The organism is Pseudomonas sp. CJQ_9, from assembly GCF_043106615.1.
Taxonomy (GTDB): domain Bacteria; phylum Pseudomonadota; class Gammaproteobacteria; order Pseudomonadales; family Pseudomonadaceae; genus Aquipseudomonas; species Aquipseudomonas juntendi.
In genome coordinates this window covers 34281-57481 of the sequence record NZ_JBICMS010000076.1, presented here as the reverse complement: position 1 = coordinate 57481, position 23201 = coordinate 34281, and the positions used below count along the sequence as shown (strand labels likewise).

Annotated in this window: 21 protein-coding genes; 4 read left to right on the top strand and 17 right to left on the bottom strand. The window is 64.0% G+C overall.

What is annotated here, in order from left to right:
- Positions 1–127: 127 nt before the first annotated feature.
- The 9 genes from ACF8SD_RS15245 to ACF8SD_RS15205 all read right to left on the bottom strand — a co-directional run bounded on the left by ACF8SD_RS15245 (position 128) and on the right by ACF8SD_RS15205 (position 8468).
- Complete coding sequence (locus ACF8SD_RS15245) at positions 128–934, bottom strand: CpsD/CapB family tyrosine-protein kinase (protein WP_009682735.1); 807 nt, start codon at positions 932–934, stop codon at positions 128–130.
- 11 nt (positions 935–945) lie between these two features.
- Positions 946–2508 (bottom strand): GumC family protein, encoded by a 1563-nt coding sequence (locus ACF8SD_RS15240; protein ID WP_392484658.1) that lies wholly within the window; start codon positions 2506–2508, stop codon positions 946–948.
- Positions 2509–2527: 19 nt separating this feature from the next.
- Complete coding sequence (locus ACF8SD_RS15235) at positions 2528–3643, bottom strand: hypothetical protein (protein WP_161892384.1); 1116 nt, start codon at positions 3641–3643, stop codon at positions 2528–2530.
- 24 nt (positions 3644–3667) lie between these two features.
- A complete protein-coding gene (locus ACF8SD_RS15230; protein WP_392484657.1) occupies positions 3668–4225 on the bottom strand; it encodes a polysaccharide biosynthesis/export family protein in 558 nt (185 codons plus the stop codon).
- A gap of 253 nt (positions 4226–4478) precedes the next feature.
- Positions 4479–4655: an EPS-associated small membrane protein EppA gene (gene eppA, locus ACF8SD_RS15225; protein ID WP_392484656.1), complete on the bottom strand. Its 177-nt coding sequence runs from the start codon at positions 4653–4655 to the stop codon at positions 4479–4481.
- Between the two features lie 260 nt (positions 4656–4915).
- Entirely contained in the window at positions 4916–5458 is a 543-nt protein-coding gene (locus ACF8SD_RS15220) for a helix-turn-helix domain-containing protein (protein WP_029885423.1), read from the bottom strand.
- Positions 5459–5513: 55 nt separating this feature from the next.
- The gene (locus ACF8SD_RS15215; protein ID WP_173889036.1) at positions 5514–6932 is read right to left on the bottom strand and encodes a short-chain fatty acid transporter; all 1419 of its coding nucleotides are present in this window, start codon (positions 6930–6932) and stop codon (positions 5514–5516) included.
- Between the two features lie 145 nt (positions 6933–7077).
- The gene (locus ACF8SD_RS15210) at positions 7078–7734 is read right to left on the bottom strand and encodes a CoA transferase subunit B (protein WP_009682728.1); all 657 of its coding nucleotides are present in this window, start codon (positions 7732–7734) and stop codon (positions 7078–7080) included.
- Between the two features lie 35 nt (positions 7735–7769).
- The gene (locus ACF8SD_RS15205; RefSeq protein ID WP_054912455.1) at positions 7770–8468 is read right to left on the bottom strand and encodes a CoA transferase subunit A; all 699 of its coding nucleotides are present in this window, start codon (positions 8466–8468) and stop codon (positions 7770–7772) included.
- 140 nt (positions 8469–8608) lie between these two features.
- Here ACF8SD_RS15205 and ACF8SD_RS15200 point away from each other — a divergent pair, with 140 nt between their 5' ends.
- Both ACF8SD_RS15200 and ACF8SD_RS15195 read left to right on the top strand, forming a co-directional pair.
- Positions 8609–9514 (top strand): LysR family transcriptional regulator, encoded by a 906-nt coding sequence (locus tag ACF8SD_RS15200; protein ID WP_392484655.1) that lies wholly within the window; start codon positions 8609–8611, stop codon positions 9512–9514.
- On the top strand, positions 9502–10323 hold the full coding sequence (locus tag ACF8SD_RS15195) for an aldo/keto reductase (protein WP_392484654.1): 822 nt from the start codon (positions 9502–9504) through the stop codon (positions 10321–10323). Before ACF8SD_RS15200 ends, ACF8SD_RS15195 begins: the two co-directional genes overlap by 13 nt.
- Before the next feature lie 57 nt (positions 10324–10380).
- Here ACF8SD_RS15195 and ACF8SD_RS15190 read toward each other — a convergent pair whose 3' ends face one another.
- From ACF8SD_RS15190 to lexA, 4 genes are read right to left on the bottom strand one after another with little or no spacing between them, the layout of a single operon-like run.
- Entirely contained in the window at positions 10381–13461 is a 3081-nt protein-coding gene (locus ACF8SD_RS15190; protein ID WP_392484653.1) for an error-prone DNA polymerase, read from the bottom strand.
- Entirely contained in the window at positions 13458–14876 is a 1419-nt protein-coding gene (locus ACF8SD_RS15185; RefSeq protein WP_392484652.1) for a Y-family DNA polymerase, read from the bottom strand. Before ACF8SD_RS15185 ends, ACF8SD_RS15190 begins: the two co-directional genes overlap by 4 nt.
- A 6-nt stretch (positions 14877–14882) precedes the next feature.
- The gene (gene imuA / locus ACF8SD_RS15180; protein ID WP_392484651.1) at positions 14883–15503 is read right to left on the bottom strand and encodes a translesion DNA synthesis-associated protein ImuA; all 621 of its coding nucleotides are present in this window, start codon (positions 15501–15503) and stop codon (positions 14883–14885) included.
- Positions 15503–16120: a transcriptional repressor LexA gene (lexA, locus tag ACF8SD_RS15175; protein ID WP_392484650.1), complete on the bottom strand. Its 618-nt coding sequence runs from the start codon at positions 16118–16120 to the stop codon at positions 15503–15505. The genes imuA and lexA overlap by 1 nt, the downstream gene beginning before the upstream one ends.
- 92 nt (positions 16121–16212) lie before the next feature.
- Between lexA and ACF8SD_RS15170 the strand changes: the two genes are divergently transcribed.
- Entirely contained in the window at positions 16213–16875 is a 663-nt protein-coding gene (locus ACF8SD_RS15170; RefSeq protein WP_392484649.1) for an HAD family hydrolase, read from the top strand.
- 60 nt (positions 16876–16935) lie between these two features.
- Positions 16936–17847 (top strand): LysR substrate-binding domain-containing protein, encoded by a 912-nt coding sequence (locus tag ACF8SD_RS15165; protein WP_009682715.1) that lies wholly within the window; start codon positions 16936–16938, stop codon positions 17845–17847.
- Positions 17848–18180: 333 nt separating this feature from the next.
- Here ACF8SD_RS15165 and ACF8SD_RS15160 read toward each other — a convergent pair whose 3' ends face one another.
- The 4 genes from ACF8SD_RS15160 to ACF8SD_RS15145 all read right to left on the bottom strand — a co-directional run bounded on the left by ACF8SD_RS15160 (position 18181) and on the right by ACF8SD_RS15145 (position 23040).
- The gene (locus ACF8SD_RS15160) at positions 18181–18951 is read right to left on the bottom strand and encodes an IclR family transcriptional regulator (RefSeq protein WP_392484648.1); all 771 of its coding nucleotides are present in this window, start codon (positions 18949–18951) and stop codon (positions 18181–18183) included.
- A 64-nt stretch (positions 18952–19015) separates the two neighbouring features.
- Positions 19016–20473: an amidase gene (locus ACF8SD_RS15155; protein WP_392484647.1), complete on the bottom strand. Its 1458-nt coding sequence runs from the start codon at positions 20471–20473 to the stop codon at positions 19016–19018.
- Positions 20470–21780, bottom strand: a complete 1311-nt coding sequence (locus ACF8SD_RS15150) for a citrate-proton symporter (protein ID WP_173889017.1) — start codon at positions 21778–21780, stop codon at positions 20470–20472. Before ACF8SD_RS15150 ends, ACF8SD_RS15155 begins: the two co-directional genes overlap by 4 nt.
- Positions 21781–21864: 84 nt before the next feature.
- Positions 21865–23040: a M20 aminoacylase family protein gene (locus tag ACF8SD_RS15145; RefSeq protein ID WP_392484646.1), complete on the bottom strand. Its 1176-nt coding sequence runs from the start codon at positions 23038–23040 to the stop codon at positions 21865–21867.
- Positions 23041–23201: the final 161 nt, after the last annotated feature.

Here is a 23201-nt window from a genome sequence, read left to right as displayed (position 1 = left end):
TCACCGTTGCAGCCGCCACCGCATTCGCGGGTAAACCCGCTCCTACACTGGTCGGTGATGGCTACCTAACGCGGATCGGCACCGCCCGTTGTGGGGGCGGGTTCACCCGCGGTACTTTAGCGTCGCCTCAGTAATAGGTACGCGGCTGTTCGTCAGCCTTGTTCAACACCGTACCAATCAGGTTGACCCCTGCCAGGTGATGCAGGCAGTCCTCGATTTCTTTCTTGTTGTTCATGCCATTGGCCACCACCAGCAATACACAATCGAACTTGGGTATGACGGTGATCGCGTCGTCGGAGCTCAGCAACGGCGGCAGGTCGAAAATGCAGATGCGCGACTCGTAGCGGTTGCGCAACTCGCCAATCAGGTTACTCACCTTGGGCGACGACAACACCTCGGTCGACAACGGCACCGGCACTCGGGTCGGCAGCACCACGAAGCGCGGCAAGGTCGGGTTGACCAGGCAGTCCTGCAGTGGCGACTTGTCGTTCAGGAACTCATTCAGCGCATGCTCCATCGGCAGCCCCAATGTGCTTCCCACCTTGGGCCGGCGCAGGTCGAAGTCCACCAGCAAGGCGGTCTTGGTGGTGTGGTGGGCAATACTCATGGCCAGGTTGACCGCCAACACGGTTTTGCCTGCCTCCGGCGTGGGCGAGGTGATGGCCAGGGTGCGCCAGCCGTTCTCGTCCATCAGCCGCAGCACCTGGGTGCGCAACAGGTCGATCGGCCCGTTCATGTTCGAGTTCTTGTTGAACGCCACAATACGGTTGCGCTCCAGGTGGTCTGGATGCAGCGGCACCACCTTGGTGTTGACGTAATCGAACTGCCCCGGCACCTCCGCCAGCGCCGTGCCAGGGGCTGGCGACAGCGGCTGAGGGGTACCCGGTGTGACCTGATGAATAGTGTTGCCAACAGCCGGCTTGGTCCTGTCCATCACTGCATTCCCTATACGAACCGCGACATGACTTTGTACAGCAGCACATCCAGTGGCATGTAGTACACGTGCACCAGCACTATCATGATAGCCGCCAGCGCCAAGGCCGCCACGAGCAAGCGGTTACGCCAGCGTTTGCGCCTGGCCACATCGGCCCGCGTCTCGATATACGGCAGTGCCACCAACACCCGTTTGCCCAGCAGGCTCTCCAGAGCACCAACGCCCCGAACCCGCTGGTTGAGTATTTCCAGCAACATGACCAGCGCGCCGCCACCGGCCGGCGCCAGCACCAGCCCCAGCGCGGCGATCTTCTTGCGGTTAGGCTTGATCGGCTTCTCGGGCAACAGGGGCGGCTCCAGCAGCACAAAGCGCTCGGCTTTGTTTTCCTGCTCCAGGCTTTCGGTGATTTTCGCGCTCATTTCCTTGGCGCGGATTTCTTCGTATTTCTTGCGTGCGTTGTCGTGGTCACGCATCAGTGTGACCAAGCCACGCTCGACCTGCGGCGCCTCCAGGATCTCGGCTTCGTAGCCTTCCATTTTTCGGGTCAGCTCGCGCTTTTGCTCGGCCAGCGAAGCGATGCGTTCCTGGGCGGCGCTCATTTTGGCACGCACCCGGGCAACATCCAGGCTGACCGAAGACGCAGTGCTGGTGCGACCACCACTGGCTTCCAGCGCCTGAATCTTGCGTTTGACCGCCACCACATCGGGGTGGGCTTCCTTGTAACGGGTCAACAGCCGGGCGTACTCTGCCTTGAGGCTTGGCAGGTCCTGGGCCTGGTCGGCAGCGGCAGGGCGCGCGCCATCGGCTGCCTTGGTCGCCAGGCCGGCATTGGCCGCCGACAGTTCGAGCTCCAGGTAACGCAACTCTTCCTGCGCAGCCTTGTAATCCCGGTCGACCTCACGGAACTCCAGCTCCGAACGCGACAGCATGTTCATGCGCAGCGTCTGGTGCTCGGGCAGTGCATTGGCATGTGCCTGCTTGAAATCGGCCAGCTGGTTTTCCAGGCTGGCCAGCTCAGCGCCCAGCTTGTTGGCTTCCTGGGTGAGAAACTCGGTGGTTTCGTTGGCCCGCTCGGTACGCTGCTTGAGGTTTTCGTTGAGGAACAGCGATACCAGCTCATCGGCGACCTGCTTGGCCACTTGCGGCTGCTTGTGCTCGAACGACACATTGAAGGCCACGGTCGCCTCGCCCCTGCCGCGCACGAACGTGGTAAGGGTCTCGACCACGATGGCGTTGCGCATCTGGTCGATTTTGTCGCTTTCGCCAAGACGCTTGTCGGCGAACAGGTCGTACTTGTCGATGATGCGCAGCAGGTTCTCGCGGGTCATGACACGCTGGCGGATCACCTCGATGCGTTCATCGGCAAAACTGGTGGTGTTGGTTGATACCAGCTCGGGCGAAATCTGCTGTGACTCCACCAGGATAGTGCCGGTCGACTGGTAGATCGGCGGCACCATCAAGGCCACCGCCACGGTCGCGGCCAGAATGACTACGGCACTCACCCCTAGCACCAGGGCTCGGTCCTTGATTATGGCGATGTAATCTCTGAGGGATAGCTCGTAGTCAGACTTCATGGGGCCACCTGCCTGAAGTTCAGATGTCGGGGTACCTGTACGTCAACGTCAAACCCACGATGGTTGCGGTTGCATCCGGTACGTGGTCCTGCTGGCGTTCCTTGTACATCAGCGACAGGCGCAGGTCCCAATACGGCGAGAACTCTCGGCTGGCCCATACGCTGTACGTTTGCAGTGTGTTCGGTGACTGTCCTTTGCTGTCTTGCCAGGCAGCGTCTGCGCCCACCCGGGTCAGCTCGGTAACGGCATAGCTCCACACCCCGCGTACCTGGTCCAGCTCGGCGAAGCCGCCTTCGGCACTGGCCACCGTGCTGCGTTCGGCGGTGAAGCTGGCATCGGCCCGCACACCGGTATAGAGCAACGCCACCCCACCCTCCCCGCGTCGGCCGCCTTCATCGCCCGACACCTGGTTGACACCAATGTGGGCATCGGCACTCAGGCCATCGGCCAGTTGGTACTTGATGCCCACAGCCGGGGTGTAACTGTTGGAAGCGGTGGCGGTCAGGTCCTGCTCGGGCTCGTAGCGCCGCGCGCCGAAGCGGGTATACACATCGGCGCGCTCGCTCCAGGCATAGGTCCAGGTAAAAACGTTGGCCAGTTCGTTGTAACCCGTCAGCGTGCTGACGTCATACCGGGCGCGGCTGTAGGTGGTTTCGTTGCTCAAGGTACTGCGCTCGGTGACCGCCTGGCTCCAGTTGCCGGTCAATGTGTAGAGCTTCTGCGTGCCATCAGTGGTGATCACCCCGGTATCCAGCACAGTGCCCGACAGCGTCGAGCTTTCGTTGTAGCGTGCCACCAGGCCAAAACGCCCGCGCTCGGTGGTGCGCTGCCAGCCCAGGCTGATGTCGGGGTCCTCGCGGTTATCGACTACGTCGGTGTCGGACGAGCGCAACACATTCATGCCCAGCCCCAATCTCAGTTCGTCACGGTCGAAGGTGCCGATCAGGGTGTAATCGGGCGCGATGATCGTGCGCGTGATGCCCTTCTCGCCCGATGTCAGCAACAACGGGTTGCTGTCGTACTCGACGGATGTCGGCACCACCACCGTAGACTGCCAATTTGCCGCCAGGGCCGATTCCGTAAACGGCAAGACCAAGATTGCCGTTGCAATGCTAGTTGTTCTGAGAAGTGGCATTAAATGTTCTTATTGAAGGCAAGATCAAGGAACGACCAGCGTGTCGCCAGCCTGAAGTTGGATGTTGGTGGACATATCGCGCCCAGACACCAGGTCCTTATATCGCACGGGCAAGATCTTTTGGGAAGCGCCTGCGCCACGAACTACCTTGATCTCGCTTTCGTCGGCAAACTTGTCCAGGCCACCCGACATGCTCAGCGCCTGCAACACGGCGGTCGGCCCGGCCATTTGCACCGGCCCCGGCTTGATCACTTTGCCCTGGACATAGACCAGGTTGCCGGCGATGCTCTTGACGACAACGCTGACATTCGGGTCGGGAAGGTATTTTTCAAGTTTGGCAGCCACTTGCTTTTCGACTGCGGTTACATCGAGCCCGGCAACATTGATGCGCCCGGCCAGTGGGAACGTGATACTGCCATCGGGTAGTACGGTCGCTTCCTGGCGCAAGCTGTCTTCCTGCCAGACCGATACCATCACCACATCGCCAGGGCTGAGCAAATAGGTAGAGTTGCCCGTGTCGGCGTAACTGGCATTCGACCACACCGTCAACAAGCAGAACGCGGCAAACAATGAACGCATCATGAGGGTCCCTCCGGCCAAATGGCCCGACAAAGAGCACTGTATGAGAACAACGCACCAACTCTCGCTCCGCTTCGCGACCCACCACTGCCGCGACGGCCTCGACCTTCCTGGAGGCCCTTACCTTGACGCTGTGCAGCCTGGGCTGCGGTGCCTGAAACCATGGACCTTCATGGGCTACAGGGAATATAGCAACGGTTGGTGAATTAACAAGCCAGTGGCAAAACCCCACCCCGTGACTGGCGGCGAAGGGTGTTCAGATTTTCCGGCGGTTGGCCACCGCCACAAAACCGACAACAGCGAACGCAAAAAACCAGCCAGCCGTTGAAACAGGAATGATACTGGTCTGGCTGATATACGAATCGGCTGCGCGCGCAGCGCCACTCAAGAGCACCAGCAAGAACATCGATTTGATTATCAGAGTCGTGCGCATACGCCCTTCCTTTAAACAGGAAAATCAATGAGTTATTGGCGAGGTAGTGCGGGGTTTGTGTCGCTGTTGAATTGAGCTTATGGGCACAGTGACATTACGTCAATGATCCGACACCATAATAAAATTTAATGGGCGGCAGGCAGATTCGTCAAAAAAACGACAGACAAGAAGTGCTGAACTCAGCCAGCTGCCGGGTGCCTGCGTTTCACGGATGAGAAAGTGAAAGGTTCAGGCAGGCCGGCACCAGCGCCCTGCCCGGCTCATTCCTCGGCATGGTGAACGACCACCAGCAATTGCGCCGGCTGCGCGCCAACCGAGCGCAGGCGATGCGGGGTTTGCGCGTTGAAATGCAAGGCATCGCCCTGCTCCAGTAGCACCCGCTCGTTCATGAAGTCCACCTCCACCTGGCCCGCGTGCACGAACAGGAACTCTTCGCCCTGGTGCTCCTTGAACGTCGGGTCGCTGAACTCGGAGGGTGGCTGGATCAGGAACGGTACCAGGCTGCGCTGCCCAACCTGGCTGGTCAACGCCGCATAGCCGGGGCCCTGGCCGTCACCCACCAGCGCCTGGCGCTCGCCGTGGCGCACCAGGCTATAGCGGCTCTGGCCGGCCTGCTCTTCGGCAAACAGTTCCTCGACATTCACGTTCAATGCGCGCGCCAGCTTCAGGGCGGCAGCAATCGACGGCGTGTTGAGGCCACGTTCGACCTTGGACAGGTAGCTTTTGGTCATGCTGGTCTTTTCGGCCAGCATTTCCAGGGTCATTCCCAGTTTCTTGCGCAGCAGTTTCAATCGGATAGACATGTGACGCGTGTTTCCCAGGCCAAGGCAGCCCGGGCATGATACGTGGAGCCGCCGCTCATGGCATCACCGGTGGCACATACTGCAGCGTGGTGCCCAGCGCCCAGAGCAATACCAGCACCAGCGGCACGTGCACCAGCAGTTGCACAAAGGAAAAGCCGATCAGGTCGCGTGCCTTGAGCCCCAGCACGCCCAGCAGTGGCAGCATGTAGAACGGGTTGATCAGGTTCGGCAAGGCCTCTGCCGCGTTGTAGATCTGCACCGCCCACCCCAGGTGGTATTGCAGGTCGTTGGCCACCAGCATCACGTAGGGTGCTTCGATGATCCACTTGCCGCCGCCCGACGGAATGAAGAAGCCCAGCACCGCCGAATACACGCCCATCAGCACGGCATAGGTATCGTGGGTGGCGATCTGGGTGAAGAACAACGATATGTGGTGGGCCAAGGTCTGTTCGTCCACGCCCTTCACCTGGGTGAGAATGGCCGCGATCGAACCGTACAGCGGGAACTGGATCAGCACCCCGGTGGTGGTCGGTACCGCGCGCGCCACGGCGTCGAGGAAACTGCGCGGGCGCCAGTGCAACAGGGCACCGAGCATGATGAACAACAGGTTGTAGGTGTTCAGCCCGGAGATGGCGGTAATCGCCGGTTTGGTAGCGAACTCCTGGTACAGCCAGCCGGCAGCCAGGGCGACCAGCAGCAGAATCAGGATGGGGCTGTGCTCCAGCCATTCACCGGGGCGGGTACGCTGGGGTGCCGCCGGTGCAGTGAAGCTGGGGTCTACGCCACACGCTTCGGCGCTGCGTGCGCTGTTCGGCCCCGGTGCCGTGGCGTAGGCGATGACCAGCGAGACGATGACCAGTGCCGCCAGCATTACCCCGGATTGCCACAGAAAGATGGTTTCGGTGAACGGGATAACGCCGGTGATCGACAGGATCGAAGGCGGCAAGCTGGCCGGGTTGGCCTGCAGCTGCGCCGCCGACGAAGACAGGCCCAGTGCCCACACAGCGCCCAGGCCCAGGTAGGCGGCCGCACCGGCAGCACGGTAATCCATCTTCAGGTCGGTGCGCCGCGCCAGGGCGCGCACCAGCAAACCACCGAACACCAGCGACAGGCCCCAGTTGAGCAAGGAAGCCAGCATCGAGATCAGGGCCACCCAGCACACGGCCGAGCGGCCATTGCCAGGGATGCGCGCCAGGCGGTCGATCAGGCGTGCCGCCGGTGGCGAACTGGCGACCACATAGCCGCCGATGACCACGAAAGCCATCTGCATGGTGAACGGAATCAGGCTCCAGAAACCATCGCCAAAGGCCTTGGCGGTGTCGGTCGGCTTGGCCCCCATGGCCAGCGCGCCGATGCACACCAGCAGCACCGCCAAGGCGGCGAATACCCAGGAGTCGGGGAACCAGCGTTCGGCCCAGTTGGAACAGCGCAAGGCAAAGCGCGCGCTACGGCTGTCTTGAATTTCAGCGGCCACAATGGCATTCCTTTTATTGGTTTTATGAGGTGAAACAGACAACGCAAAAACCCTGTAGGTACAGGTTAACTCGCGACCATGCCGGTAATGTACCGACACACTCAGCGGTGCAACCTGCGCCTACAGGGTTGGGTGGCGTAACGCCTTAGAATGTCATTTCCTGCACATCATCCGGCACGATCAGTTTGCCGGCAGTCTTCTCGACGATTTCCTCGATGCTCACCCCTGGCGCGGTTTCGCGCAGGATGAACGCACCGTCTTCGATTTCCAGGTAGGCCAGGTCGGTCAGCACCTTGCGGATGCAACCGGCACCGGTCAGCGGCAGGCTGCACTGCGCCAGCAGCTTGGACTCGCCGTCCTTGGATGCGTGGGTCATGGTCACGATGATGTTCTCGGCGCCCGCCACCAGGTCCATGGCGCCGCCCATGCCCTTGACCAGCTTGCCCGGGATCATCCACGAGGCGATATTGCCCTGCACGTCTACCTCGAACGCCCCCAGCACGGTCAGGTCGACATGGCCGCCACGAATCATGGCGAACGACTGCGCCGAGTCGAAGATCGAGGCACCCCGGCGGGCGGTGACGGTTTGCTTGCCGGCGTTGATCATGTCGGGGTCGAGGGTGCTTTCGGTGGGGAATTCGCCCATGCCGAGCAGGCCGTTTTCCGATTGCAGCATCACATCCATGTCGGCGGGTACATAGTTGGCCACCAGGGTCGGAATGCCGATACCCAGGTTGACGTAGTAGCCGTCCTTCAGTTCACGGGCGACGCGTTGCGCCATCTGTTCGCGGGTCAGTGCCATGGTCAGGATCTCTTTGTTGTTCTGGTGGAGGCCGCTCAGGCCTTGACGGTGCGCTTTTCGATACGCTTTTCGAAGGTGCCGACGATCACCCGGTCCACATAGATGCCTGGGGTGTGGATCTCGCTCGGCAGCAGCACACCCGGCTCGACGATTTCTTCCACTTCGACCACGGTGATCTTGCCGGCAGTGGCCGCCAGCGGGTTGAAGTTCTGCGCGGTGTTGCGGTAAACCACGTTGCCGTAATGGTCGGCTTTCCAGCCCTTGACGATGGCGAAGTCACCGGTGATGGACTCTTCGAGGATGTACTTGCGGCCCTTGAATTCGCGAACCTCCTTGCCTTCGGCAACCGGGGTGCCGTAGCCGGTGGCGGTGAAGAACGCCGGGATGCCGGCGCCACCAGCGCGCATTTTCTCGGCCAGGGTGCCTTGGGGTGTAAGTTCCACTTCCAGCTCACCGCTGAGCAACTGGCGCTCGAATTCGGCGTTTTCGCCCACGTAGGAGGCGATCATCTTGCGGATCTGCCGGTCTTCCAGCAACACCCCCAGGCCAAACCCGTCCACTCCGCAGTTGTTGGAGACCACGGTCAGGCCCTTGACGCCACGGCGCTTGATTTCGCTGATGAGGTTTTCCGGAATGCCGCACAGGCCAAAACCACCGGCCAGTACCGTCATGTTGTCGGTCAGCCCGTCGAGGGCCTGTTCGTAGGTTGCAACGCGCTTGTCCAGTCCGGCCATGCTGATCCGCCTTTTGTAGTTGTTGAACCGACGAGGCTGTCGGTGAGCGTGTGCAGACATCTTCACCGCACGCGACTGATTTGTTAATTTTGTTTTCATCATCGATTGATAAATTTCGCAAAACAAACGATAGGCCCGTCATGAACGTCAAGCAACTGCGCGCCTTTGTCACCGTGGCCAAGTACCAGAGCTTCGCCCAGGCCGGTGAACACCTGCATGTATCGCAACCGGCCCTGAGCCTGACCATCAAGGCACTGGAAGAGAACCTGGGCGGCGCCCTGCTCAGCCGCACCACCCGCAGCGTCAGCCTGACGGCCGAAGGCGAAGTGCTGCTGCCGCTGGCGCGGCGGCTGCTGGCCGACTGGGACGATACCGAAGAGATGCTGCGGCAACGCTTCACCCTGCAACTGGGCCGGGTCTCGGTGGCGGCGATGCCGTCGTTCGCCGGTAACCTACTGCCCCATTCGCTCAAGGTCTTCCGCCAACGCTACCCCAAGGTCAACGTCACCGTGCACGATGTGATCAACGAACAGGTGCAGGAACTGGTGCGCCACCGCCGAGTCGAACTGGGCATTGGTTTCGAGCCGGACAATACCGACGGCCTGCACTTCCACCCGCTGTACATGGACCGTTTTGTCGCAGTGGTGCCCGCTGACTCACCCTTGGCGGTGTTGAACCAGGTCAGTTGGGCGCAACTGATGGCCGAAGATTTCGTGGCCCTGCAGCGGCCGTCGGCGGTACGCCTGTTGATGGAGCAGAATGTTGCAGCCCAGCACGGCAAACTGGCCGTGGCGTTCGAAAGCCACCAACTGGCGACCATCGGCCGCATGGTTGCCAGCGGCCTGGGCGTTAGCGCGGTGCCAGCCCTGTGCATCAACCAGATGCAAGAACTGGGAGCACGCTGCGTGCCCCTGGTCGAACCCACGGTCGAGCGGCGCATTGGGGTAATTGCCCTGAGCGAGCACAAACTGTCCACCGCAGCGCAGGCGTTGCTTGAGGTTCTACTGTCCAATACACAGCCCCCGGAGGTGACATGCGTTACGTGAAACTGGCAGGCGCGAGCGTGCCGGCCATTGGCCAAGGCACCTGGTACATGGGCGAAGACCCTGGGCGCAGGGCGGCAGAGGTAGCGGCCTTGCAACAGGGTATCGAGCTGGGCCTGAGCCTGATCGACACCGCCGAAATGTATGCCGAAGGCGGTGCGGAGACCGTGGTTGGCCAGGCCATTGCCGGGCGCCGCGACCAGGTGTTCCTGGTCAGCAAGGTCTACCCGCACAATGCCGGCCGGCAGGGCATGGCAAGCGCCTGCGAGCGCAGCCTGGCACGCCTGGGTACCGAGTGTATCGATCTGTACCTGCTGCACTGGCGGGGCCAGCACCCGCTGGAAGAAACCGTCGACGCCTTCGAGCGTTTGCGCGAGCAGGGCAAGATAAAGCGCTGGGGCGTTTCCAATTTCGATATCGACGACCTGCGCGAATTGAACAACCCTGCCTGCGCCACCAACCAGGTGCTATACAACCCGACCCAGCGGGGCATCGAATTCGACTTGCTGCCCTGGTGCCAACAACGCGCGCTACCGACCATGGCCTACTGCCCGCTGGCCCAAGCCGGGCGCTTGTTGCAGCACCCGGTGCTGGCAGGAATAGCCGAGCGCCATGGAGCCACGCCGGCTCAGGTCTGCCTGGCCTGGGTTACCCGTGATGATGGCATCATTGCCATTCCCAAAGCCGTGGCGCCCGAGCATGTTCGGCTGAATGCAGCAGCGGGTGCATTGGCCTTGACCCGCGAAGACCTGCGCGCAATCGACCTGGCCTTCCCGGCGCCTACCCGCAAGCAGCGCTTGGCGATGGTGTAGTCCGCCAGGGCATTTTCGTGAATGCGTGGCCGCGCCGCCGCGGGGTAGCCCGCGAAGTTAATGAAAGTCGCGGCTACGCACGTCCAACCCCTGCAACAGCGCGGTCACATCTTCCAGGCGCCGTGCTATCAGGTGGCGCACGCCATTTTGCTGCTCCAGCCGCCCGCTGACCTTGAGCAACTGCGCCCCCACCAGCGCCCGCCTTTGCCGCTCGGCCAGCGCCCGCCATACCACCACGTTGACCATACCGTGTTCGTCCTCGAGGGTGACGAACGTCACCCCGCTGGCGGTCTGCGGCCGCTGCCGCCCTACCACCAGCCCCGTCACGGCGATGTTGTCGCCATGCTCCAGGCCTTGCAGTTCTGCAGAACTGCGGCAGCCCAGTGCCCGCAGACGCGCACGGAGCAAGGTCAACGGGTGCGGCCCCAACGTGGTACCCAAGGCCTGGTAATCGGCCACCAGGTCCTGCGCCACTGTTGGGGCCGGCAATTGCACCGCCACCTCCGGCACGGCCTGCACATCGGCAAACAGCGGCAGTTGCGCCTGCACGGCCGCCACCTGCCAGCGCGCCTGATGCCGGTCGCTGGCCAAGGCGCGAAGCGCGCCGGCATCCGCCAGGCAGGCCCGCGCGCGGGTGGCCAGCCCGGCACGCAGGCACAGGTCTTCCACGTCGCGCCATGGCTGCTGCGCCCGGGCCTGCTCCAGGCGCCTGGCGTCGGCTTCGGCCAGGCCCCGGACCAGGCGCAAGCCCATGCGCAAGGCCAAGGTGCCCTGGGCATCCGGCTCCAGCGTGCAGTCCCATTCGCTGTGGCAGACATCCACCGGCCGTACCTCGATGCCCTGGCGACGCGCCTCCTGCAGCAGTTGGTCGGGGCTGTAGAAACCCATAGGCCAACTGTTGACCAGGGCGCAGGTGAAAATGGCCGGTTCATGGCACTTGAGCCAGCTGCTGGCATAGCACAGCAAGGCAAAGCTGGCGGCATGCGACTCTGGAAAACCATAGCTGCCGAAGCCTTTGATCTGTTCGAAGATGCGCTCGGCGAATGCCAGCTCGTAGCCATTGCGCAACATGCCTTGCAGCAAGCGCTGGCGGTGCGGTTCAAGACCACCGTGGCGTTTCCAGGCGGCCATGCTGCGCCGCAACTGATCGGCCTCGCCTGGTGAATAGTCGGCTGCGACCATGGCCAGCTCCATCACCTGTTCCTGGAACAGCGGCACACCCAAGGTGCGCTCGAACACCTCCTTCAGTTTTGGCGACGGGTAGGTCACCGGCTCTTGCTTGAGCCGCCTGCGCAGGTAGGGGTGCACCATGTCCCCCTGGATTGGCCCCGGGCGCACGATGGCCACCTCGATCACAAGGTCGTAGAAGGTGCTGGGGCGCAGCCGCGGCAACATGGCCATTTGCGCGCGCGACTCGATCTGGAACACCCCCATGGTCTCCGCGCGGCTGATCATGGCGTAGGTGGCGGGGTCTTCGCTGGGGATGGTCGCCAGGCTCAGTTCACGGCCACGGTGCCGCTGCAGCAGGTCGAAGCAACGGCGCAAGGCACTGAGCATGCCCAGCGCCAGCACGTCGACCTTGAGCAGGCCGACCATGTCGAGGTCGTCTTTGTCCCACTGGATGACGGTACGTTCGGCCATGGCGGCGTTTTCCACCGGCACCAGCTGGTCCAGCGGCTGCTGCGAGATGACAAACCCGCCCGGGTGCTGCGACAGGTGCCTGGGGAAGCCGATCAACTCGCCGGCCAGCACCAGTACCCGCCGCAACAACGGGCTGCCAGCTTCGAACCCGGCCTCGGCCAGGCGTTGTTCGTCAGGTATGCGGTCGCTCCAGCGGCCACAGCATTTGGCCAGGGCATCGACCTGGTCCATGGGCAAACCCAGCACACGCGCGACATCGCGCACGGCACCTGCAGCATGGTACGTATTGACCACCGCCGTGAGCGCAGCACGGTGCCGCCCATAACGGCGGAACACGTACTGGATCACTTCTTCACGGCGGTCGTGTTCGAAATCCACGTCGATATCGGGCGGCTCGTTGCGCTCGCGTGATAGAAAACGCTCGAACAGCAGGCGGTGCTGCATGGGATCGAGCTCGGTGATACCCAGCACGAAGCACACCACCGAATTGGCCGCCGAGCCCCGGCCCTGGCAGAGGATACCCTGGCGCCGGGCGAAGGCGACAATGTCGTGCACGGTCAGAAAGTAGCTTTCGTACCCCAGCTCTTCGATCAGCGCCAGCTCCGTGTCCAGCACCTGCCGCACCTTGGCGCTTGGCCCTTGTGGCCAACGCACCGGCAACCCCTGCTCGCACAGTGTTCGCAGCCAACTGGCCGGGGTATGTGCTTCAGGCACCAGTTCGCGTGGATACTGGTAGTGCAGTTGGCCGAGGTCGAACTGGCAACGCTGGGCAATGGCCAGGGTCTCGGCCAGCATCTCGGGCGGGTAGAGTTCTGCCAGTTGTGCCGGGCTGCGCAAGTGCCGTTCGCCATTGGCAAACAGAAAACGCCCGGCTTCGGCCACCTGGCAATGCTGACGAATCGCAGTCATGCAGTCCTGCAACGCCCGGCGGCCGCGCACATGCATATGCACATCGCCACAGGCCACCGCGCGAATACCCAGCTCGGCCGCCAGGGCTTGCTGGCCCTGAAGGTGCCGGGCATCGTCACTGCCACGGTGCAGGTGCACGGCCAACCACAGGCGCTCAGCAAACAGCCCTCGCAACCACTGGCCGGTGGCCGTATCGCCCCTGTCGCCCGCCACCCACAAGGCCAGCAAGCCGTGATGGTGCTGCTGAAGGTCATCCCGAAAAAGCTGGTACTGGCCCTTTTCCGCCCGCCGTCGGGCGCGGGTAATCAGTGCGCACAGGTTCTGGTAGCCCGCCAGGTCGGCAACCAGCAGCACCAGTTTGGGGCCGTCGTGCAACTGCACTTCGCTGCCGACGATCAGCGGCACCTGGTGCACCTTGGCAGCCTGCCAGGCGCGCACGATACCGGCCAGCGTACATTCGTCAGTGATCGCCAGGGCTTGGTAACCCTGCTCTTTGGCCCGCCGGAACAGTTCGTCGGCGCTCGACGCGCCGCGCTGGAAACTGAAATTGGACAGGCAATGCAGCTCGGCATACGGGGCGGGGTTCATGCAAACCAGCCCTGCAACCAAAGCGGGCCGGCCTGACCCAGGTCACGGTAGGCCCAGCCACGCAAGCCGTCGCGGGTTTCGATGCGGTAGTAATCGCGGCGTACATCGCCGCCATCCCACCAGCCCGACTCGATGCGCTCGGCAGGGCTCTGCAGGCGGTAGCCAGCTTCATCCAGCGCCAACGGCGCGGGCAGCAACCAACCAGGGCGGCTGCCCGGGGCCACCGGCATGCCCCCGAGCGCCCCCTGCTCTGCCAGTTGCCAGGCACATTCGGGCCGGTGATCGGCGGCCGCGCTCAGGCCTTGGACGGCCTCATCGCCCAGCCGCGCGCGCAAGCGCTCGCGCAATTGTTCCCAAGGTTGCGCCTGTTGCGCCCGTGGGTCGAACAACGCCTGGTGCTGTGGCACAAAGGCTGGCAGGTCTTCGGCGACCAACCGCAGGTTGCGCACCGGGGCCGGAATACGCAGCGGCTCCAGGCGCCCACGGGCCAGTTCGAACAGCATCGCGGCGTCGCGCTCGGCGGCCAGCAAGCCGACCTTCAGCAGCGTGTCCGGGCCTTCGACATGCTCCAGGTGCAGGCAAAAGCGCTGCACGCCACAATCGCGACCGGCCAGGAATGCGGCCAGGTCGTTGAGCATGCGCCGCAGCGGGAACAACAGCGCCTGGTGCGATTCAACATCGAAGTTCAGCTCCAGCCGGCTCTCGAAACGATCGGGCGGCTGGTAGAAGTCCAACCCCAGGGTGCGCAGGCCGAGCAACTGATCCAGGTGCAGTTGCACCTGGGCGGGAAAGCGTTTGGCCAAGGTGTCGCGCGGCAACGCCAGCACCTGGCCGAGTTGCCGCAAGCCCATGCGGGTAAAGGCTTCGGCAGCCTCTGGCGGCAAGCCGATGCGCTGGATGGGCATGTTCAGCAACGCGTTACGGGTGGCTTCGGCATCGGCGACCACCAGGCCATCGTGGGCATTGGCCAGCATGCGCGCTGCCACCGGGTTGCTGGCCACCACGATGCGCTGGCGCAAGCCCAGTTCAGCCAGTTCCTGGCGCAGGCGTGCTTCCATCACGGGCCATGGGCCGAACAGCTGCAGGCTTGAGCCCACCTCCAGCAACAGCGCACGCGGGTAATGCAGGCTGACCTGGGCACTGAAACGGTAGGCCCAGGCGGCCAGCAGTTGCTGCATGCGCTCGATGCGCCTGGGGTCTGTTTCGATACAGGTGAAACCATCGGCCAGCGCACGTGCAGCGGTCAGGGTTTGCCCGGCCCGCAGGCCGAGTGCCGCCGCTGCCGGGTTGACTGCCTGCAATACCCGCCGCTGGCTGGGCCCGCCAATGATGACCAGGGGGTTGGCTGAGTCTTCGCGCTCGCGCAGGACGGTGTCCAACGCCAGTTGCGGAAGCAGGATGCAGGCCCAGAGCATGTTGCATCAGCCCTGCCACGGGCTGGCAATGGGCAGGGCCGGCGGCATGCCGCCGCGGCTTTTCAGCACCCGCCATTGGGCGGGGCGGGTATCCACGGCGATGCGCAATGCTGCCGGTGACGGGTTGTGGGCGGCCTGCTGCGGCCGGCAGGCAAAGGCCAGCGCCTGGCCGGTTTCCGCCGCCACTTGCAGGCGCCGCAGGGCACGGTCATCGGCACGCTCGGGCCAGCACAGCACTGCCGCGCAACTGCCCGAGCGCAGGCACTGCTCGGCGGCCCACAGGGCGTCAGCGGGTTCGGCGTTTACCTGCACCAGCCAGCGCAGGTCTACCCCCGCGGCCTGCCAGGCCGGCGCATAGGGAATGAAAGGCGGCGCCACCAACACCACGCGGCTGGCGTCTGCGCTCAGGCGTGCCAGGGTTGGCCACAGCAACTGCAATTCGCCACAACCCGGGGTCGCCAACAGTAGTTCGCTCAACGCGGCTGCCGGCCAACCGCCTTCCGGTAAACGTTCGTCCAGCGCGGCATGGCCGGTTGGCTGCAGGCCCAGCGGCCGCGCCTGGGCCTGCCGGCCGCGCCATACCCGGCGCTGGTCCAACAGCCGGTCGAGGTCGACCACCGCGCCCATCAGTCCCGCCTCAGCAAGCCACAGAACACGCCTTCGATGAAGAACTCCTGCGTGGGGAGCACATCGATAGGCGCATAGGCTGGGTTACGGGGCAACAACCGGTAGTGCTTGCCCACGCGGTGCAGGCGCTTGATGGTGACTTCACCGTCGAGCCGGGCTACCACGATCTGGCCATCATGGGCATCGGCCTGTTGCAGGATGCCGACCAGGTCACCGTCGAAGATGCCGTCATCGATCATCGAATCGCCACGCACCTTGAGCAGGTAGTCGGGGGTGCGCCGGAACAGGCTGGGGTCGAGCAGCAACTGCTCGTGGATGCCCAGGTCCGGGCCGATCGGGGCACCTGCCGCCACTTGGCCGAGCACCGGTACTTCGAGCATTTCTGGCCGGCGCAGGGGGTCGGCCAGGCGAATGCCCCGCGCCTGGTTGGGGGTGACATCGATATAACCCGCCTGACACAGGGCGGTGATGTGTTTGCGCGCGACGCTGCGCGAGGCAAAACCGAAGCGCGTGGCGATGTCCGCCAGGCTCGGCGGTTGACCGTGGTCGCTGATGCGCTCGCGGATGAAGTCGAAAATGGCGCGGCGTTTGGGGGTAAGGTTGTTCATGGAGCACATTTGTACTCCTTTCGCCGCGCGCTGAACAGACCCCTTCGTCGTCTGCATTGGTTATGATCCCCCGGCTTGTGTTTTTCTGAACGGGATACCCCATGCTCACCGCCCTGCTGTTCGACCTCGACGGAACCCTTACCGACACCGACAGCCTGCACTTGCAGGCCTTTCGCCAACTGCTGCGTGACCATGACGGCCGCGAGCTGAGCCAGGCCCAATTCGAGGCCCAGGTCAGCGGCAGGGCCAATGGCGAGCTGTTCGCCGAACTGTTCCCCGGCGCCAGTACCGAACAGTGCGCGAGGCTGGCCGACCGCAAGGAAGCCTTGTTCCGGGAGATGTCGCCGGCGTTGCAGCCCATGCCAGGCCTGCTGCGGCTGCTGGAACATGCCCAGGCCCACGCCATCGGCATGTGCGTGGTCACCAACGCGCCGCGGCTCAATGCCGAGCACATGCTCGCTGCCATGGGCTTGGCCCAGCGCTTCGAGCATGTGGTCGTGGCCGACGAGCTGGCCCGGCCCAAACCCGACCCGCTGCCCTACCTTACAGGGCTGCAGCGGCTGGGCGCCGCGGCCGGGCAGGCCCTGGCTTTCGAGGACTCCTTGCCGGGGGTGGCTGCAGCCACTGCGGCCGGTATCTTTACCGTCGGCGTAGCCACCACGCAAACACCTGAGCGGTTGCGGGCAGCGGGCGCACAGCTGGTCATCGCTGATTTCAACGATACCCAGTTGTGGGCATTGGTCGAGCAACGCCAGAGCGCTTGATCCTCGACTGCACCATTGAAGCCCTAGCCATCCCAACCACCGCGCTGCCCAGGCCACCCCATGCTGATCGACGAAGAACTCACCCTGAAAAAGCTGGAAACCTTCCTCGCCTTCATGCGCAGCGGCAACCTCAGCCGCGCTGCCGCCGAACTGTGCACCAGTTCGGTCAGCGTGCACCGTGCCATCCACTCGCTGGAAAGCGCCCTGCGCTGCGCCCTTTTCAAGCACGAAGGCCGGCAGCTGATTCCGCTGGAAAGCGCCTACGTACTGGAAAAGAAAGCCCGCCTGCTGATCCAGGACGCCGAGCAGATGGTGCGCCAGACCCGCGAAGCTGCTGGCTTCTACGCTGAGCGCTTTCGCCTGGGCGCGCTGTACTCGCTAACGGTAAAAACCGTGCCCAAGCTGGTGATGGGGCTTAAGCTGCGGCGCAGCGAACTGAACATCGACCTGACCCTGGGCTCCAACCTCGACCTGCTGCAGCGCCTGAAAAACCATGAACTGGAGGCCATTCTCGTCTCCCTGGACGAGAGCGTCAGCGACCCGGCCTGCGAACAACTGCCGCTGTTTTCCGACGACATCTTCCTCGCCGTACCCACCGACTCCCCCTTCGCCGAGCAGGCCGAGGTGGACCTGGCCGACCTCGCCGACTCCACCTTCATCACCCTGACCCAAGGTTTTGCCACACACCGCGATGGCGCCCGGGTCTTCCAGCAAGCCGGCTTCGAGCCAAAGGTGGCCATGCAGGTCAACGACATCTTCACCCTGCTGAGCATGGTTAGCTCGGGCGTGGGCTTTGCCCTGCTGCCGGGGCGCATCGCGGCCGTCTACGAAAACCGCGTCAGGCTGATAGCCCTGCAGCCGCAGTACCGTTTGCAGCAGCATATTGGCGTGGTGTTTCTGAAGGCGCGGGAGCGGGAGCCGAACCTGCTGGCCTTGCTGGCGGAATGCCGGATGTACAGCCTGGAGCGCTAGGCAGTTGCACAGGCACCGATGAAGGGCTACCCCAGCTATCCACTTGAGCAGTTGGGGCCGCTCTGCGACCCATCGCAGGCAAGCCAGCTCCCACAGGGATCGCCTCAGGGCTGCCAGATGCTGTGGCGAGCAACTGGCAACCCTGATGTCATTGCCAGAAACCATAGAATCTCCCACAGGACGGTGCAATGCTTGAAGTGTGCGCTGTACCTGTGGGAGCTGGCTTGCCTGCGATGGGCTGCGCAGCAGCCCCAATCAGTGTGGCATCACCCTCAAGTAAACAGCATCAGGCATCAAGAGCGGCCTTAGGCTGCGAAAGCACCACCGCCAGCCTCAGGCCAACGCCCGCTGCACCTCGCCAACCGTGCTCGCCAGGCTGCTCAGGTGCAGGCTCAGTACCCGCTCGACAGGCGCCTGGTCCAATGGCCAGTGCAAGGCGATGCTCCCGGCCAGGCGGCCTTCGGCATGCACGGGCAAGGCAATGGCGCGAATCAGGTGCGGCAGGCGTACCGGGTACTCCCAGTGGCCCTCGGTGCGCTGGCCGAAACCTTTGTGTGCCTCTTCTTCGATATCGCGCAGCAACGCATCGTCCCCCAGCCGCGCATCGGCTGCCAGGCGTTGTACCTCCTCCAGCCCCAGCTCACCCAGGCAGGCGCGGCCCATCGCCGAATGGAACAGGCTGGCATGATGGCCGACGATCTGGCAGGTATGCGGGTAACGCTTGCGCAGGGTCTGCGGAATGGCGCTTTCCATGACCTCCAGCCGCTGACCATCGAAACACGACAGGTCCACCACCAACCCGGTACGTTCGCTCAACTCCAGCAGCATCGGCGCGGCGCTTTCCACCAGGCGCCGCTTGAAGCGCAACTGGCGGTCACCGTACAAGCGCCGCGAGCACAGCCGATAGCGCCGGTCGCTGAGGCCGCGATAAACCCAGCCTTGCACCTGCAAGGTAGCAAGCATGCGCGACACCGTGGCCTTGGGCAGTGTGGTCAGGTAATGCAGCTCTTCAAGGCCCAGTGCCTGGTGCTCGCCCAGCAGGTCGACGATGGCCAGCGCCCGCTCCACCGAACGCACGCCGCCACCTTCTGCCGTGATGCCCATGGGGATGACCTCCTGGTTGCCAGATGGTCAGCATAGCCAGCAAAAAGCGCGCCTGGCCAGCACCTCATGGCGCCTGCAGGCTGGGCGGCGGGCAACGTTGCACCCAGCCGGTGAGTTGTTCATGGGCATAGGCCAACTGCAACACGGCATGGTCTGCCTGGGCCGGGCCAATGATCTGCAAGCCCATGGGCAAGCCGCCAGGGTTGAAACCGATCGGCACGCTCATGCTCGGCAAGCCGGCCAGGGTCGGCCCGATCACCACTTCCATCCAGCGGTGGTAGGTATCCATGGGCCGCCCGCCTACCACCTGCGGCCATGGCAGGCCTGCATCGAAAGGGAACACCTGGGCCGATGGCAGCAGCAGGAAATCGTAATGCTCGAACAGCTCAGCCATGGCGCGGTACCAGTCACTGCGGTCCAGCGAAGCCTGGTACAGCGCTGCGGCACTCAACTGCAAGCCGCCTTCCACCTCCCACTGTGCTTCGGGCTTGAGCAGTGTGCGCCGGGCCGGGTCGGCATAGGCTGCGCTGAGGTTGCCATGCACCAGGAAGTGGCGGTGCGTGAGCCAGCACTGCCACAAGCGAGCCAGGTCGAATGCCGGTTGGCAGGCCTCGACCCGGCAGCCCAGCTCGGCGAAGTCGGCCAAGGCCGATTCGCACAGGCTCATCACCCCATCATCCATCGGCAAGTAGCCGTTGTAGTCCCCCAGCCAGCCCACCCGTACCCCGCGCAGATCGCGCTGCAAGCCGGCGGCGAAATCGCGCCGGCCTTCGCTCAGCGCCAGCGGTGCCCGCGCATCTGCCCCGGCCTGAACCGACAACAGCCGGGCCACATCGGTCACGCTGCGGCCCATCGGCCCCTCGGTGGCCAACTGCTGCACGAACAATTCCGGCGCCGGGCCGTGGGGCACCCGCCCCTGGGATGGGCGCAGGCCGAACACGTTGTTGAACGCCGCTGGGTTGCGCAACGAGCCCATCATGTCGCTGCCGTCGGCCACCGGCAGCAGGCGCATGGCCAGTGCCGCCGCCGCGCCACCGCTGCTGCCCCCCGCCACCCGTGTCGGGTCGTAGGCATTGGTGGTAGTGCCGAACAAGGTGTTGTAGCTCTGCGACCCCAGGCCGAACTCGGGCACGTTGCTTTTGCCCACGATCAAGGCGCCACTTGCCCGCACCCGCGCCACACTGATCGCGTCGTGCTGGGGAACCTGGTCGGCGAACAGCGGCGAACCCAGTGTGGTACGCAGCCCGGCCGTGGCGGCCAGGTCCTTGATGGCCTGGGGCATGCCATGCATCCAGCCGCGTGAATGGCCGCGGGCCAGTTCGCGGTCACGTTGGTCGGCCTCGGCCAGCAGCGCCGCGGCCGGGCGTAGCGAGACCAGCGCATTGACCCGTGGGTTGCACCGCTCGATGTGCACCAGGTAGGCCTGCATCACCTCGCGACAGGACAGCTGGCGGGCGTGTATGGCCTGGGACAAGGCTTCGGCGCCGAGTGCGACAATGGGGTCTATGACAAGCGGCTTCACGGTTTCACTCCAAGGTTGAAGGCGGCCCGGTTGCGCGCCCGGGGTAGGTCTTTCAGGCAGTAGGTAGCCAACAAGGTCAGCAGGCAGGCAAACAGTACATAGAACGATGGCGCCACCGGGGTTCCCAGCGCCTGGGTCAGCCAGGTCACGATCAACGGGGCAAAGCCACCGAATACCATGACCGCCACGTTATAGGCCACCGACACGCCGGTGGAACGCACCTCGACCGGGAACTGCTCGGCCAGGGCAGTCGGCGCCGGGCCGAAGAAGCCGCCGATGGCCGTGCACAGCAGCAATTGCATGACCAGCAGGCGGTCCAGGGATGGCGCCGCGGCGACCCAGACATACAGCGGGTAGACCATCACGAAGAATGCCAGGGTGAAGGCCATCAGCACCGACCGCCGCCCAAAACGGTCCGACAGCGCCCCGGCCAGTGGAATGACCACCGTCATCAGGCCCACCGCGAGCATCTGCACCAGCAGCACCTGGTCCAACGGCAGGCCCAGGCTTTTGTGGGCAAACGTCGGCATGTTCACCAGCACCACATAGAAGGACACTGTGGCGCCAGAAGCCAGGCCCATGGCCACCAGCAGGCTGCGCCGGTGTTCACGCAGCACCTGCGGCAGGCTGGGCGAGCGACCCTTGGCCTGGCGGCGGGCCTCGATGAACGCCTCGGGCTCTTCCATGTGCTTGCGAATCCACAGCCCTACCGGGCCGATCAACAGGCCCAGCACGAACGGGATACGCCAGCCCCAGCTGTCCAGCGCCGCAGGCGAGCACAGATGGGTCACCAGTGCCACCATCGCCGCACCGCCGAACACCGCCAGGCATTGCCCCACCAGTTGCCAGGAGCCGTACAGGCCCTTGCGGTGGGCCGGGGCACTCTCCACCAGGAATGCCGTGGCGCTGGCGTACTCACCGCCCGTGGCAAAGCCCTGCAGCATGCGCGCCACCACGATCAACAGCGGCGCGGCCATGCCAATGGCCAGGTAGTCGGGGGCAAAGGCGATCATGGCGATCGACACGGTCATCAGGCGGATGATCAGCTGCATCGCCGCCTTGCGCCCCTTGCGGTCGGCGTACATGCCCAGCAACACACCGCCCACCGGGCGCATGAAAAAGCCGACACCGAAGGTGGCCAGGGCCATCAGCAGCGAGGCGTATTCATCGTCGGAGGGGAAGAATTGCCGGGCGATGATGCTGGCCAGAAAGCCATACACGATAAAGTCATACCATTCCAGGGCGTTGCCGATGACGGCAGCCACCACTTGGCGGGTGCGTGACACGCCATTACTCGAAGTCTGCATAGGGAACACTCCACACGGTGATTGGGTGATCGCCCGGGCACGGTCGCACCCGGGTTCCAGCGGCAGTCGGTAAAAACGGCAGGATCAGGCAGGTGCTAGCCAGCGCTCTGCCAGCGCGCCCCAGTAGGCAGCGCCGGTCAGCAGGATGTCGTCGTTGAAGTCGTAGCCGGGGTTGTGCACCATCGGCCCCGCGACGCCGTTGCCGATGAACAGGTAGGCACCCGGGCAGCGTTGCAGCATCCAGGCAAAATCCTCGCTGCCCATTAGCTTGCGGGTGTTGGCATCCACCGCGTCGGCGCCCAGCAACTCCACGGCTACCTGGGTAGCGAAGGCGTTTTCTGCCGGGTGGTTCACCAGCACCGGGTACGCCGGGCGGTGTTCGATGCTGGCGCGGCAGCCGAAGCTTTCAGCCTGGTGGGTGATGATCGCCCGCACCCGCTGCAGGGTCTGCGCCCGTACTTCAGCATCCAGTGCCCGCAGGCTCAGGCGCAGCAGTGCCTGTTGCGGGATCACGTTGGCCGCTTCGCCGGCCTGCAGGGCACCCACCGTCACCACCGCTGCCTCCTGGGCATCGATATTGCGTGCCACTACGGTTTGCAATGCCATTACCACACTGGCGGCGGCGACCAGCGGGTCAACCGTCAGGTGCGGCATGGAGCCGTGGCCCCCCACCCCATCCAGGGTCACGGTGAGCAGATCTTGCGAAGCCATCATCGGCCCTTCCCGCAAGCCCAACTGCCCCGCGGGCAACCCTGGCATGTTGTGCATGCCGAACAATGCATCGCAGGGAAAACGCGTCAGCAAGCCATCGGCCAGCATCGCCTCGGCACCACCCTGCCCCTCTTCTGCCGGCTGGAATATCAGCGTCAGTGTGCCGTCGAACTGCCGGGTGGCGGCCAGGTAGCGGGCGGCACCGAGCAGCATGGTGGTATGCCCATCGTGGCCGCAGGCGTGCATGCAACCCTGGTGCTGGCTGCTGTAGGCGGCACCGGTGGTCTCATGAATGGGCAACGCGTCCATGTCGGCACGCAAGCCCAGGCGGCGCTGGCTGCTGCCATTGCGCAGCACGCCCACCACGCCCGTCTTGCCGATGCCGGTATGCACCTCGTAGCCCCATTGTTCCAGGTGGCGGGCGACCAGCGCTGAGGTGCGGTTTTCTTCGAAGCCCAGTTCCGGGTGGGCGTGAATATCATGGCGGATCGCGTGCAGGTCGCTGGCCACATCGTTCAGCCAGGCCAGGATGTGCTGATGTCGGGACATGTGCAGTCTCCTTGTGCGGGTGGTTTCCCGTTCTTGTTGTTCGCCTTGAGGTCACGACGGGTGAGGCAGGTCGTGCTGGCTGCCAGCTAAACCCGGCCTGCCGTGGCACACAACCGAAACTGGTTTCATGCTGCGGAACAAAAGTCTGGTGCTGGTGGTGC